At 52.8% G+C, this 13777-nt stretch carries 12 protein-coding genes; 2 read left to right on the top strand and 10 right to left on the bottom strand.

The features are described from left to right. Window positions 1–35: 35 nt before the first annotated feature. The 3 genes from uxaC to ACAW75_RS15795 form a co-directional block, all read right to left on the bottom strand. The gene (uxaC, locus tag ACAW75_RS15805; protein ID WP_370729700.1) at window positions 36–1484 is read right to left on the bottom strand and encodes a glucuronate isomerase; all 1449 of its coding nucleotides are present in this window, start codon (window positions 1482–1484) and stop codon (window positions 36–38) included. A 119-nt stretch (window positions 1485–1603) separates the two neighbouring features. Further along, window positions 1604–3259, bottom strand: coding sequence for a UxaA family hydrolase (locus ACAW75_RS15800; protein ID WP_370729699.1), 1656 nt, complete (start codon window positions 3257–3259; stop codon window positions 1604–1606). After that, window positions 3259–4788, bottom strand: a complete 1530-nt coding sequence (locus tag ACAW75_RS15795) for a tagaturonate reductase (RefSeq protein WP_370729698.1) — start codon at window positions 4786–4788, stop codon at window positions 3259–3261. Before ACAW75_RS15795 ends, ACAW75_RS15800 begins: the two co-directional genes overlap by 1 nt. Before the next feature lie 310 nt (window positions 4789–5098). Between ACAW75_RS15795 and ACAW75_RS15790 the strand changes: the two genes are divergently transcribed. Next, window positions 5099–6127, top strand: coding sequence for a LacI family DNA-binding transcriptional regulator (locus ACAW75_RS15790; RefSeq protein ID WP_370729697.1), 1029 nt, complete (start codon window positions 5099–5101; stop codon window positions 6125–6127). Window positions 6128–6134: 7 nt separating this feature from the next. Here ACAW75_RS15790 and ACAW75_RS15785 read toward each other — a convergent pair whose 3' ends face one another. The 6 genes from ACAW75_RS15785 to ACAW75_RS15760 form a co-directional block, all read right to left on the bottom strand. Beyond that, window positions 6135–7766, bottom strand: coding sequence for a glycoside hydrolase family 28 protein (locus ACAW75_RS15785; protein ID WP_370729696.1), 1632 nt, complete (start codon window positions 7764–7766; stop codon window positions 6135–6137). Between the two features lie 227 nt (window positions 7767–7993). Next, entirely contained in the window at window positions 7994–8590 is a 597-nt protein-coding gene (locus ACAW75_RS15780; RefSeq protein WP_370729695.1) for an acyl carrier protein phosphodiesterase, read from the bottom strand. After that, window positions 8587–9108 carry a deoxycytidylate deaminase gene (locus tag ACAW75_RS15775; protein WP_370729694.1) on the bottom strand — a complete coding sequence of 174 codons (522 nt, stop codon included), beginning with the start codon at window positions 9106–9108 and terminating at the stop codon, window positions 8587–8589. Before ACAW75_RS15775 ends, ACAW75_RS15780 begins: the two co-directional genes overlap by 4 nt. Before the next feature lie 28 nt (window positions 9109–9136). After that, window positions 9137–9775 (bottom strand): 3-keto-disaccharide hydrolase, encoded by a 639-nt coding sequence (locus ACAW75_RS15770; RefSeq protein WP_370729693.1) that lies wholly within the window; start codon window positions 9773–9775, stop codon window positions 9137–9139. Between the two features lie 194 nt (window positions 9776–9969). Beyond that, on the bottom strand, window positions 9970–11298 hold the full coding sequence (locus ACAW75_RS15765; RefSeq protein WP_370729692.1) for an ABC1 kinase family protein: 1329 nt from the start codon (window positions 11296–11298) through the stop codon (window positions 9970–9972). A 107-nt stretch (window positions 11299–11405) separates the two neighbouring features. Continuing rightward, window positions 11406–12089, bottom strand: coding sequence for a TetR family transcriptional regulator C-terminal domain-containing protein (locus tag ACAW75_RS15760; RefSeq protein ID WP_370729691.1), 684 nt, complete (start codon window positions 12087–12089; stop codon window positions 11406–11408). A 73-nt stretch (window positions 12090–12162) separates the two neighbouring features. Here ACAW75_RS15760 and ACAW75_RS15755 point away from each other — a divergent pair, with 73 nt between their 5' ends. Then, complete coding sequence (locus ACAW75_RS15755) at window positions 12163–12666, top strand: DinB family protein (RefSeq protein WP_370729690.1); 504 nt, start codon at window positions 12163–12165, stop codon at window positions 12664–12666. A 153-nt stretch (window positions 12667–12819) separates the two neighbouring features. On the opposite strand, the gene corA is transcribed toward ACAW75_RS15755, so the two are convergent. Continuing rightward, complete coding sequence (gene corA, locus ACAW75_RS15750; RefSeq protein WP_370729689.1) at window positions 12820–13770, bottom strand: magnesium/cobalt transporter CorA; 951 nt, start codon at window positions 13768–13770, stop codon at window positions 12820–12822. Between the last annotated feature and the right edge of the window lie 7 nt (window positions 13771–13777).

Here is a 13777-nt window from a genome sequence, read left to right as displayed (position 1 = left end):
ATGGCCGCGACAAGTCCAGCCGCCAATTTGCCAGATTAAATGACTGCGATCAGAGGCTTGCTGCTGAAACCAAAGTACGTCTTTGCGTTTCCGTAGCAGATACCCTGCACGACCTCACCAATCCAGGCCATATCGTCGGGCAGTTCGCCGTTCTCAATGTCGCTGCCAAGCAGGTTGCACAAAATCCGGCGGAAGTACTCGTGACGCGGGTAGGATAGAAAAGAACGAGAATCGGTTAACATACCGACAAAGCGACTCAACAGCCCCATATTCGAGAGGGCATTCAGTTGCTTCTCCATACCATCTTTCTGATCGAGGAACCACCAGCCAGACCCGAACTGCACTTTACCGGCCACCGACCCGTCATTGAAATTCCCGATCATCGTGGCCATCACCTCGTTGTCGGCAGGGTTGAGGTTATAGATGATCGTTTTAGCCAGTTTGTCGCTGGTATCCAGTCGGTTAAGGAAGCGCGACAAGGCCCGTGCCTGCGAAAAATCGCCGATACTATCCCAGCCGGTGTCGGGGCCAAGCAGGGAGAGCATCCGGCTGTTATTGTTGCGCAAGGCGCCCAGGTGAAACTGCTGGGTCCAGCCTTTTTCCCAGTCCATTTCGGCCAGAAAAACCAGCATCGCCGATTTGAACGTCAATACTTCCTGGCTACCAAGTTCAGCGCCGGATCGAATTTTATTGAAAATAGCGCGTACAGCCTCTTCGGTGTAGTCGGCGGCATAGATCTGTTCCAGGCCGTGGTCAGACAGTTTGCAGCCCATCTCGGCAAAATAATCATGTCGCCGACGCAACGTACCCAGAAAGTCGTCAAACGTAGTGATCGACGTGTTATCGGCGGCTTCCAGCCGGGCAACGTACCCGTTAAACTCGGCGGCACTGTCAACAGCCATTGCCTTGTCGGGTCGGAACGTGGGCAATACGTTAATGGTAAAATCAGACCCAGTGGCCTGTTCATCGGCTAGTTTGCGGTGGTGTTCCAGCGAATCGGCCGGATCGTCGGTGGTGCAAACGGTCTCGACCTTCATCTGACGAAGCAATCCCCGTACTGAATGAGATGGTGATTGCAGTTGCTCGGTACAAGCGTCGTAGATACGCCGGGCGTTCGCGCCGGAAAGCACCTCGTTGATCCCAAAATACCGTTGCAACTCAAGGTGCGTCCAGTGGTAAAGTGGGTTACGCAGGGTGTAAGGCACTGTTTCAGCCCATTTCTGAAACTTGTTAAAATCGGTAGCGTCGCCCGTACAATACTGCTCGTCGATGCCATTCGCCCGCATGGCACGCCACTTATAATGGTCGCCGTAGAGCCACGCCTGGGTGAGGTTGCCAAATTGTTTATCACTGGCAATCTGGTCGGGTGGCAGGTGGCAATGGTAGTCAATGATAGGCATCGATTTCGCAAACTGGTGATACAGTTGTTGAGCCGATTCTGTCTGTAACAGAAAGTCACTATCGTTTAAAAAAAGCTTCTTCATACTTAAAGCGTGATCGAGTGAAAGAATGAAAGCGTATCGGCACTTAGCCTAAGGAAGTGAATGAAAGATGTTCGATATCAATAGTCGTACTGTCGCTCATTTACTCATTCGCGCTTCATTTATAGTGAAACGCCCCGCTTCCAGGGAATAAAATCATCTTGCCCGTGGCGAACGGCGGCTACCTGCCTTTCGCCGCTGGCCACGCGGATAATCTGATCGAGCATGCGTTCCCCGGCCTGCTGAATGGTTTCTTCGCCGTCGATGATCGAGCCGGTATTGATATCAATGATGTCGGGCATTCGACGGGCCAGCGCGGTATTGCTCGAAATTTTGATCACCGGCGCAATGGGGTTGCCGGTTGGTGTGCCCAGCCCTGTGGTAAAGAGTACCACTGTAGCCCCGGAAGCCACCTCCGCCGTAGTCGATTCCACATCGTTACCGGGGGTGCAGAGCAGGTTTAATCCCGATTTCGTTACCAGTTCAGGATAATCGAGCACATCGACGATTGGGGCGGTACCGCCTTTTTTAGCCGCTCCGGCCGACTTCATGGCGTCGGTGATCAGCCCATCCCGAATGTTGCCCGGCGAGGGGTTCATATCAAAACCTGACCCCGCTTCTTTCGCACGCAGGGCATACGTGCTCATCAGTTCACGGAATCGGGCGGCTGTCTGCGTGTCTATGCACCGATCACAGAGCTCCTGTTCAACGCCGCATAACTCCGGAAACTCAGACAAGATCACGGTTCCACCCAGCGCCACAACCAGATCGGATGCATGACCAACCGCCGGGTTGGCCGAAATACCAGAGAACCCATCAGACCCACCGCACTCCAGCCCGATCACCAGTTTACTCAACGGAGCCGGTTGACGACCCAGCGTATTCGCCTGCATTAACCCGGCAAACGTTTGCCGTAAGGCCTGCCCCAGCAAGGCTTCTTCAGTGCCGATGGCCTGCTGTTCCAGCATAAACAGTGGCTTGTCGAAGTGGGGACTACGTTGTTGAATTTCTTCCTGCAACATAACCGCCTGCGCATTCTGGCAACCCAGACTGAGTATGGTGGCACCCGCTACGTTTGGGTGGGTGATGTACCCTGCCAGTAGGCCACAAAGGGCCTGTGCGTCCTGCCGGGTGCCCCCGCAACCGCCTTCATGCATCAGAAATTTCACCCCGTCGACGTTCGGGAACAGCCGTGGTTTACTGCTCAACGGATCGTTCGTTACCTGAAGATCAGCCTGTAGAATCTCTTCAACCGTTCGGCCTGCCTGCACCAGCGCCATCAGCTCGTGTGTCTGTTGCTGCCAGGTACGTTGCCGACCATAGCCCAGATCCGTAACCAGTGCCTCTTTCAACACCTGTATATTCCGATTTTCGCAGAACACGAGCGGAATGACCAGCCAGTAATTGGCGGTGCCGACCCGGCCATCAGACCGGTGGAAACCCATAAATGACTGATCCTGCCAGCGCTCAACGGCTGGAGCCGTCCAGGTGGCGGTAGCGGTACCCAGCTCATAACTGTTGGTCGCATGTTGCACGTTGAACGTCGTTAACCGGCCACCCGCCTGAACGGCCTGCTTGGCTTTACCCACCAGCACGCCATACATGGTGATGGGATCGCCGGGTGCCAATTCGTTGATCGTCAGTTTGTGTTTTGCCGGAATAGGCTCTGTCACTGCCAGGTACGTTCCGTTGTTGGGCACCCGTTCACCAGATTCAAGATCAGCCAGCGCGACCAGCACCGTATCATCGGGATGAATTTTTAATACGTTTGTTTTCATTATACGGTTACGGCCTCTGTAGTTGTAAAATAGCCCGATAAAGTAGCCCGAACGCCTTCTGTTACCAGTTGCGTCAGGTGCTTGGCAACCGACTCTGCAAAGCCGGGCAGCTGCGTTAAATCATGGCCCCAGAGTGTTGTGTTCTGAAGCACGGTTAGGGTTAATTCCGGTGGGGTTAGTCGTGCCCACAGATCGGCAAAATACCCTGCCTGATCGTCGTAGATCGGGTACGCCTCTCCGTTTCGCTCGCCAAACCACGTATCATCCTGCTGGTTCGTTGCTCGCATAAAAAGCAGATAGGCGGCCAATCCTACGGCCATATACCGGGGCGTTACCTGGAGTTTCTGGTAATAATGGAGTAGCGTAGGTACGTTCCTCATCTGCATTTTGGCCGAATACTGCATCGTAATAGCCAGCCAGCGGTGCTCGATAAACGGATTCCTGAAGCGGTCGAGTACCTGAAAGCCAAAGCGTTGGGCTACCTTCTCATCAACGGCATAGGGAATACCCGGAATCAGTTCGCCCAGCATCAGGCTCTGCATATAGGCCGACAGCACATCATCTTCCATCGCCTCCCGAACGGTATCCAATCCACCCAGAAAAGCGAGTGCACAACTCAGGGTATGCGTCCCATTCAGCAGCCGTAATTTCAATTCACGAAACTGGTCGATGTTGGGCCGAATGATCACACCTTCATCGGCTTTGCAGAACGATAGCACAGTCCGCACGTATTCGTCGCCTTCAATCGCCCATAGCCGGTACGATTCCGAGATGGTCAGCAGGTCATCTTCATAGCCGAGCATCTCGGTCAGAGCATGGTGCGTTGCCGGGTCGGGCAAACCCGGCACAATGCGATCAACCAGCGAATTACAACAGGTATTCGCTGTCTCCAGCCAGTCGATAAACGCGCCATCGAGTCCGTTGAGATGGGCCAGTTCCAGCAGAATATCAGTTAGTTTAGTGCCATTGTCGGGGATCAGCTCCGTTGGCACAATGACAAGGCCTTTGGTCGGGTCACCCGCAAAGGCTTCGTACCGGGCCTGCAATACCGCCAATAATTTTCCGGGGAACGATTCTGGCGGCGACTGCCGGATATCGTCCTGAATAAGTTGAATGCCAACTTCGGTGGTATTGGAGATAACAACCTGTAGATCTGGGCTGGTTGCTACCTCCATTACCTGCTGCCACTGCTGTTTGGCCGATAAAACCCGGCTGATCGCTGAACACACTACATTTTGCTCAACCAGGTGTCGGTTTTCCACCCCCCGAATGCAAAGGGTATATAGGTTATCTTGTCGGGCGAACGCAGTCATATCACCACCATCGGTTGATTTAACGACTACGATTCGGCCGTTGAAAATCCCCTGCCGGTTTGCTTTGTCGATGAGGTAGTCAGGCAGGCCCCGCAGTAATACGCCGGTACCGAACTGTAGGACCCGTTCGGGCAATTCGTAGGTCGACAGGTCAGGTAAACTAATATCTTGCCGAGGCTGGAATGTTGCGAGCGATCGCTTAGACAGACTTTTCATAGCAGGTTAAAACTGGTTGCTCCACAGGAATCACCAGTCTGTGTAGCAGTTCTAGCAAATTGACTTTTTTGGGGAAACACCTCTGTTGAGTATGATTACCTTTTTAGCAGGTTCCTCAATAAGATTAGACGGTTAATAGTTTATATAGAAATTAATGGGGAAATATATTCATGCAAACGTTATCGGGAACGTTACCGGATCGGCGTAGTGGGCTTTAGCTGCTTAACATGAGTAGTTGCACTGTGACTACTCCTTATTTTAAGCTACCTTCGTCAACAAGTGCTTTTTTGTACTTTACCAATATAGCTCCTTGGACACCATCACCATAAAAGATATCGCCCGTGCGTTGAATCTGTCGACGTCCACTGTGTCGCGGGCGCTGCGCGACAGCTACGAGATCAACCCTGAGACCAAGCGGCTGGTGATCGAGTATGCTGAACGCCTTAACTACCGGCCTAACCCCATTGCGCTTAGTCTGAAGGAAAACCGTAGTCGGGTTATCGGGGTCATTGTCCCACAGATTGCCAATAATTTCTTCTCGCAAACCATCAATGGTATCGAGGCAGTAGCGTATAACAGAGGATATCATGTCATCATTTTTCAGACGCATGAGTCGTTCGAGCGGGAAATTGTGACGGTGCAGCAGGCCGTTGCCCGCAAAGCTGACGGTCTGTTGATCTCGCTGTCGAGCAGCACGTCCGACGTGACACACCTACGCGTGCTCCAGGAAAAAAAACTGCCCATCGTCCTTTTCGACCGGGTATCCAAAGAGCTGGACTCACCCAGCGTGACGGCTGATAATTTCGCTGGTGCCTTTGCCGCAACGGAGCATTTAATCCAAACGGGTCGGCGGCGTATCGCCCACCTGACCATTCCTGCCTATATTTCGATTACGCAGGAAAGGCTGGCTGGGTACCGGGCCGCCTTGGATGCCTACGGTATTCCGTATGACGAATCGCTGGTTCGCCACGCAGGCTTTGGTCAGGATGAAGTCGAACCGATCGTCGATGACCTACTACGCCAGTCGCCTGATGCCTTCTTCGCCGCCAGCGACCGGCTGGCTTTAGGCTGCCTGGAAGCCTTGAAAAAGCGTAAGATCGCCATTCCAGCGCAGGTATCGCTCATTGGCTTCACCAACATCACCGTGGCCAATTTGCTGGCGCCTTCGATGAGCACCGTTGAGCAACCGGCCCTGGAAATTGGTCAGGTCGCCGCCGAGCAGTTGTTCAATATGATTGAAGGCAAACACAAAATACCACAGCCCGGCCCCATTAAAATTCCTACCCGAATGGTTATTCGTGAATCGTCGCAGCGCAGCCCGGTTCCCCTGGCCGAGTAGCCGGCTCTTAGTTCATTGTCAGCGCATTGGCGGGCGCCCCGGCACTTGTTTCCGCAACTTTCTTCGCCTTCGACCGATCGGTGTTCAGCAGCTTGATATCAGCTGACCGATCACCCGAAATGTACATCAGTAAGTCTGTATCGGCATTGTACCGGATGGCGTCGAACGTCAGGTTGCGGCTATTCTGAATCTGCATAACTGTTTTAGCGGGTGTGATCAGCGCCACATTTTTTAGCTGAATGCGCTCGGCTTCGATACAGATTAACCCTTTCCGGCTCTGCAACACGGCATTTTCAATCAAAATATCACGCACGGCCATCTCGGGAAGCCCCCGCACCATTATTCCTGTTTCGGCTCCTTTGCAGGTAACATGCCGAATCTCGAACTGCCGGAACTGAGGCGTGGCTTCAGACAGGGGCTGGGCGGCAATAACGGGTAGTTCGTTCGATTCACCCTGTTGCGGTACCGGATCTTTGGCGGCATAGTACATATCGAACAGGATAGCTTCACCAGCAATGTCGGTCATGTCGATGCCGTCGATGAAGATATTCTCAACTATTCCACCCCGGCCACGCGCCGTTTTGAACCGTAGCCCTACGTCGGTGCCCATAAAGGTGCAGTTGGAGACGAACAGGTTCTTTACCCCGCCCGACATCTCGCTGCCAATGACGAAACCACCATGCGCGTGATACACTTTACAATTTCGGACAATGATATTCTCGGTCGGCACACCGCGTTTACGCCCTTGCTCGTCGCGCCCCGACTTAATGCAGATCCCGTCGTCGCCTACATCGAACAGGCAGTTCTCGACCAGGCCGTTCCTGCACGACTCCAGGTCGAGTCCGTCGCCATTCTGGGCATACCAGGGGTTCTTCACGGTCACATTTCGAAGCGTAATATCCTGGCAAAGTAGTGGATGAATGCACCAGGCTGGTGAGTTCTGAAAGGTGACACCACCGAGCAGAATTCGTTTGCAGCGTGTCAGGCTGACCATGTTCGGGCGCAGAAAATCCTTTATGCCTTCATAGTAGGCCTGCTCCTGGCCACTCTTGACGGTCATTGATGCGCCTTTCAACGATTGGGCCGACGGGTACCAGGTATCCTGCTTATCATTGACCACGCCACCCGAGGCAACCAGTTTTTTCCATTGATCAGCGGTCAGTTTACTTTTCTTCACCATCCGCCAGGCATCACCGGCTCCATCCAGAATGCCTTCGCCGGTGATGGCGATATTCTCCAGGCCAACCCCTGAAATGGGCGCCTGATTACGGATGGCCTCCTCCCCTTCCCAGGTTGTTGCAACAAGTGGGTACGCATCCCGCTGGCTGGTGAACTGAAGCAATGCCCCCTTCGCCAGGTGCAGATTGACGTTATTTTTCAGGGCAATTGGTCCGGTGAGCCACAAGCCACGCGGCACCAGCACAACGCCCCCTCCTGCTTTACTGCACTGCTCGATCGCTCTGGCAATGGCATTCGTATTAAGCGTGAGGCCATCCGCTACGGCCCCAAACCGGCTGATGGTCAACGTATCCTTTTTGAAAACAGGGGTGGCTATTTTTGGTAAGGCAGGCCAACGTTCGGGCGCTGGGCGAAAAGCGACCGTGATGATCAATAGAGCAATTCCTACGCGTTTTTTCATGCTGTGGCTGGCTATTCTGATGGCTGATGCACAGACAGAGTCGAGGGGGTGCTCTGCCTAACTCCGTACAGAACGCGCAATGGGCCTGCATCTCATCACTTAGTCAGGCTGGGATTGCCTTTTTTTTACGCAATCGTTGCCGGGAACGATGCCAGCCTGAAGGAACCGGCGGTATAGCCCACTAGGTACCTCGTTGTTGATCCGCTACCGGGCAAACCAGTTTAGCCTTAGCCCAGCGAATGGATCGTTTCCCGAATGTGCGCCACCAACTGCGGCCAGAAACGTAGAAAATGCAGGTTGATAGTGTCGTAGTGAAGCACCAGATCCTCCACGGCAGTATCTAAGCCGGAGGGGAACTGGGTACGTCGGGCCAGCCCCGACAGAGCACGGTCGATGCCGGCGGTGGTCTGGTAATGCCGAAGCCAGTCCTGCTCCATCATGTAACGGGCCATGCGGGCAGCTTTGGGGGGCAACCGATCCTGCCGACGTTGAAGCAGTTGGTAAACGTACCCGACAAATTCGTTCAGGCTGTCGCCGGTCACCTCTTTGAACTGGACAGCCAGAAAATGGTCAAAAAACACGTCGACAGCCACACCTGCATACTTGTGGCAACGCGGATGCAGGATGTTACATACCGCCAACACTTCAGGATGCGAATCGGTGAACGCATCAATGGCCCGGTGAATTCGAATACCGTTTATTTCGCCCGGCAGCAGACCATGACGGGGATGAGCCGGGTCACCTTTAATGAAATCGCCACTGAAATTACCAATCAGAAACTCATCGTTTCGGTCCGACAGCCAGGCGTGTGCGAGTAAGTTCATGCCACCCGCTCGCCTGCCATCGGCGTTTGAATGGGCTGCGTTTGTTCTTGCAGCAGAAAGCCCGACGTAGGTATGTATCGCTCCACGTCAATTCCAAACTTGGTAAGAAAGTCAACGCCCTCATCGGAGCCGATCCCCTTGTACTCAGCATATGAATGCAGATACACCACCCGGCTGATCTTCATGCTATAGATAATGCGAGCGCAGGCAATACAAGGCGACAACGTCACGTAGATGGTGGCTCCTTCAATGGCTGACCCGTTTTTGGCGGCATACAGAATAGCGTTCTGCTCGGCATGGAGGGCCAGCGAACAAGACCCTTTTGAGTCGCGGGGGCAACCCGATTCGGGAAATTCTTCGTCGCAATTATGGGTACCGGCGGGCGGGCCGTTATAACCAATGGAAATGATGCGCGTTTCTTTGGTCAGGACGGCCCCTACCTGCGCTTTGATGCAGTGCGACCGCTTGGCCAGGTTAACGGCCAACTCCATAAAAATGTCATCGAAACGAGGCTTCATAGGGTGGTGGCAGGTACGTTATTGACCATTAATCAGGCAAAACACGCACCTGGATATCTTTGAAATAAACTTTGCTTTTGGGGTCGTGTCCTTGCAGGGCGATGGTGCCGTTGCTTAGTTTTTGCGTACCTGTTCCCTGACTAATGCTCTCCGGCTCCGTGTATGAGTTGATCACTTTCCCATTGATCAGTACGGTAACCTGATTGCCTTTTACAGTGATCTGTTCGGTATACCATTCGTCGTCTTTCACGAAGGTTTCCTTCACATCCTGCTTGCCATAGACGCTACCCGTTTTGCGCCAGTCGGTATGCGTCTGATTCACCTGAATCTCATAGCCTTGGCTGGGCCAGCCCGTTTCCTGATAGGCTGTGTGAATGAACATACCTGAATTAGAGCCTGGCGTTGTTTTTACCAGTGCCTTCCACTCGAAGTTTCTGAAATTGTGGTCATTTACAGGCCCCTCATAAAAGAGATGTGCTCTTGGCCCTGCCACAACGATAGCCCCATCGTCCACACTAAACGTACCTGGATTTTCGGCGGCCTTCCAGCCACTTAGCGTTTTTCCATCGAAAATGCTTACCCAGCCTTTTTCTGACTTATGCTGTGAATAGGCCGTACTGCAACCGATCAGCACACAAACAAGGGATACGAGAAGTAAATTTTTCATGAATGATGCGTTTAGTTGAGTGAGAAAATGCACACATATAGCAACCTTGTAAAGGTAGTCATTGCGCTGTTTGTGCCAAACTACCAGCCAGCTGGTTGCGCCTACTGACACCACAGCAGTCTCCACAATACGGCAAAAAAGAAAGTCCGCCAATCTGGAATGGGCGGACTTTCCTTTTTCTATTCAGCATGGGATCAGTGCATCACTAATCCCTTCGGTTTCAACCATTCGGGCTTGTTCGTGACCACTTCCGCCTTTAACTCATTGAGCATGGCGTAGAGCCCATAGTACGTGCGATTCACGTACAAACCGTCCTGCGAGCCACGCACGACTTTTGACGAACGAAGCTCTTCCATCTTCGAGAGCTTATCGGCAAAGTCATAGACCTTCGTGAAGTATTCATCATTCCCGAAATCGAATTTTTCGACGGCAAACGGTTCACCCAGCATATGGATCATCTGCATAAAAAGCTCCGAGAAGAACGTCCGGTCGCGGGGCGAGTCCTGCGGCACCAAAAACTCCAGATTCTGAAATATCTGCTGCGTTAAGGCTTCGTCTTTCAGCGTGTCGGGGTTGATCAGCTGGAAGTAGTTGTCGTAGTAATAATCGGGAATCACCTTCACGCAACCGAAGTCAATCACGCCCATGGTGCCATCTGACCGCATCAGGAAATTGCCCGGATGCGGGTCGGCATGAACCTGGCGGAGGTTGTGTATCTGATGATCGTAGAAATCCCAGAGCAGCTGCCCAATCCGGTTGCGCACTTCCTGGCTGGGGTTAGTCGCCAGAAACTCTTTCAAATGCAGGCCCTCGAGCCAATCCATCGTCAGAATGCGCTTGCTCGACAATTCGGGGTAATATTTCGGGAACACCAGTCCCTGGATGTGAGCGCAGGCTTCCGAGATTTCGATCGACCGTCTTAGTTCAAGCTCATAGTCAGTTTCTTCGAGCAACTTGCTTTCGACCTCACCCATAAACCGGTCGATCTGCCGTTCGTCCAGATTCAGCAAACGAACCGCCAATGGTTTGGCAATGCGAAGATCAGAGGTCACGCTATCGGCCACACCCGGATACTGCACCTTTACAGCCAGTTTCTTTCCGTCTTTCCAGGCAGAATGCACCTGCCCAATGCTCGCGGCATTGACCGAGTTGATATCAAACTGGTCGAACAGCTCATTCGGTGATTTTCCGAAATAGGTGCGGAACGTTTTTACCACCAGCGGCCCCGACAACGGGGGCGCCGAATACTGCGACATGGCAAACTTGTCGCTGTAAGCGGTTGGCAACAGCCCCCGGTCCATACTCAGCATCTGGGCCATTTTCAGGGCCGATCCCTTCAGTTCGCTTAACGCGTCATAGATATCGGCGGCGTTATCACTATGCAGTTCATCCTTCGTTGTTGTCGGATCAACAAGGCGCTTTGAATAGTGCTTGATGTAGTTACCACCTACCTTGACGCCTGCTTTCACAAACTGACTGGCGCGGGCAACCTTACTGGTCGGTACTGAATGTTGGGTTTTCATAAAGTGAAAGAGCGAATGAGTGGAAGAGTGAATGAGCAAAAGTGTAACCAATCAACAGGTATGCTCCCATTTATAGCCGCTCTTTCACTCATTCGCTCTTTCACTCTTTATCTATTCTGATAAGCGAACTTGGCAAAGTCGAACAGGGTGTCCAGCGGTGAACGGCCAATCAGGTCGAAGGTCGTGTTCACCGACTTCTCGATGGCAGTATCTGTTTTTTCAAACGATTTACTCACATCACGTACCCAGAAGTCGAGGATAAACAAGGTTTGGGTCCACAGTCCGTTCGGGTAGCGGTCGGTCAGAAACGGCCGGGGCTCTACTTCGCGGCTTTCACGGCCTTCGGCCAGCAGATCACGGGCAAAATCGTAGAAGGCGTCTTTGAATGTCGACAATACCTGCGAACTCTGCCGACGCCCCATCATACTGGCTTTCCCAGTCGGCGACAAACCCTTCGGCGCATCGTCCAGGCTTCGCAACCGACCGTAGCTATACACGACAAAGCTGCGTTGTGCCTTCAGCATTTCAATCCAGGTATAGTAGAAGGCCAGCAGTTTCTCGCGAACGGAATAAGTCTGGTAAGTAGCGTCGGCTTCAACGGCCCGAAGCGCATCGGTAAAGAAGGTTAGCCACACATCGGCCTCAATGGCGTCGAAGGAAGCGTAATGGTCGTAAAATTCAGCTTCGGAGAGTTTTAGCTTCTTGGCGAACTGGAAGACGGAGGTGGGTTGTTTGCCGTTTTCAAGGACGTACTCAGTGTACGCCTTGCGGATTTTTTCTAGCGTTTCCATATATCTAGGAAACGGCTTGTATACGGTAAAAGTTTACCGTTTATCGGCAAACGTTAGCCATTGACGATCACCCATGAACCAACCTGAATTCTGGCTGCGCGGGCCTATACCGAACGTACCGGCGCTGCTGCAGCCCGCCGCCCATGCACTCGCACAGGCGCACCTGGATGCCCAAACAGCCCTGACCGATTTTCCGGGTACGTTGCTTTGGGAACGCCCCGCCAGACTGGCCTCAGTAGGGTTTCATCTTCAGCATATCGCCGGAGTTCAGGACCGGATGTTGACCTACGCTCAGCATAAACCGCTCACTGACATACAGTTTGCCTATCTCCGGCAGGAAGGGAAGCCAGCCTCTGGCCAGCAGACTGTTGAGGAGCTGTTGGCCCAGCTACGTACCCAGACTGACCGAAGCCTAACGTACCTGACTCAGGTAGACCCAGGTACGTTGCCCGACTTCCGACCGGTTGGCCGGGCCGGATTACCATCCACAGTGGGCGGCCTGCTGTTCCATGCCGCCGAACATTCAATGCGCCATGTGGGGCAATTACTAGTCACAGCGCGCGTGCTGCTGGCTTAGGCAACCAGTTAAGGCACTGGTTTCGTCCAGAAGAAAATACATCGCACTACGTCAGGTACGTCAGTGAGTACAAGGCCATTAAGCGGCGTTTCCCCGCTTAACTAAACCAATACGCCGGTTGGCATGCGCTGTGGAACGAACGGCTGGTTGCTACTAAAGCCAGTTTTTCTTCTTGAAGAAGTAGTAGGTCAGGCCCGACGAAACCGCCATCAGGCCCAGCGCAAACAGATAACCAAAGCGCCAGTTCAGTTCGGGCATCCCGGCGAAGTTCATGCCGTAGATACTGGCAATAAGCGTTGGTGGCAGCAACACCAGCGATAATACCGTGAATATTTTGATGATGTTGTTCTGCTCCAGATTAACCAGACCAAGAAATGTATTCTGGAGAAACTCGAGCCGTTCAAAAATAAAGTTCGTGTGATCGATCAGCGAGTTAATGTCCTTGATCACGATCCGGAGCCGGGCCTGTTCATCAGACGTAAACCAGCCGTCTGACCGGATCATAGCCGATATAACCCGCTGTTTATCAACCACATTCTCTCGAATCGACATTGTCAACTCCTGGTAATCGTTGATTTGCAAAAGCATTTCCCGGTCCAGTTTCGCATCCAGATCAAGCTGCTTGTTAATGGCTTTCACCCGCGACGAAAGTGATTCGACCAGATCGGCGTCGTAGTCGATGCGGGATTCAAAGATGGCGATCATAATCTGGCCGCCATCTTTGAACGTCGTTCGTTTCGACTTGATTTTCTTCACCATGTCGGCAAAGGTTTTCAGGTCGGCAAACCGGTAGGTAAACAGCACATCGTCTTTCAGCAGAAAGTTGACCGGTACCGTCCGGTATTCCTGATCGCGGGCTGGAATCAGGAAGTTCGAGTTGGCTACCAGCAGGTCGTCTTCTTCAATGTAGCGCGAGCTACTTTCAATTTCAGCCTGCTCCTGCTGCGACTGGAAACTAACGTCGAATTTCTCCTCCACACTCCTGATCTCATCGGGCGTTGGGTTTTGGAGATCTACCCATAAGGTCCGCTCCGTATCCTGGAACGAGTCGATATCCCTAATTTTCCGAACGGCAGTTTCGTCTTGCTGAAAAATACGAATCATACGCTAT

The sequence above is a fragment of the Fibrella arboris genome (genome assembly GCF_041321095.1).
GTDB classification, from domain to species: domain Bacteria; phylum Bacteroidota; class Bacteroidia; order Cytophagales; family Spirosomataceae; genus Fibrella; species Fibrella arboris.
This window is presented reverse-complemented; position numbering and strand designations above follow the sequence as displayed.

Bases quoted from the DNA above. Each gene is read 5' to 3' on its own strand.
- ACAW75_RS15775 (WP_370729694.1), bottom strand. From the start codon at position 9,108: ATGAAGCCTCGTTTCGATGACATTTTTATGGAGTTGGCCGTTAACCTG.
- ACAW75_RS15800 (WP_370729699.1), bottom strand. From the start codon at position 3,259: ATGAAAACAAACGTATTAAAAATTCATCCCGATGATACGGTGCTGGTC.
- ACAW75_RS15760 (WP_370729691.1), bottom strand. From the start codon at position 12,089: ATGGAAACGCTAGAAAAAATCCGCAAGGCGTACACTGAGTACGTCCTT.
- ACAW75_RS15755 (WP_370729690.1), top strand. From the start codon at position 12,163: ATGAACCAACCTGAATTCTGGCTGCGCGGGCCTATACCGAACGTACCG.
- corA (WP_370729689.1), bottom strand. From the start codon at position 13,770: ATGATTCGTATTTTTCAGCAAGACGAAACTGCCGTTCGGAAAATTAGG.
- ACAW75_RS15795 (WP_370729698.1), bottom strand. From the start codon at position 4,788: ATGAAAAGTCTGTCTAAGCGATCGCTCGCAACATTCCAGCCTCGGCAA.
- ACAW75_RS15785 (WP_370729696.1), bottom strand. From the start codon at position 7,766: ATGAAAAAACGCGTAGGAATTGCTCTATTGATCATCACGGTCGCTTTT.
- uxaC (WP_370729700.1), bottom strand. From the start codon at position 1,484: ATGAAGAAGCTTTTTTTAAACGATAGTGACTTTCTGTTACAGACAGAA.
- ACAW75_RS15780 (WP_370729695.1), bottom strand. From the start codon at position 8,590: ATGAACTTACTCGCACACGCCTGGCTGTCGGACCGAAACGATGAGTTT.
- ACAW75_RS15770 (WP_370729693.1), bottom strand. From the start codon at position 9,775: ATGAAAAATTTACTTCTCGTATCCCTTGTTTGTGTGCTGATCGGTTGC.
- ACAW75_RS15765 (WP_370729692.1), bottom strand. From the start codon at position 11,298: ATGAAAACCCAACATTCAGTACCGACCAGTAAGGTTGCCCGCGCCAGT.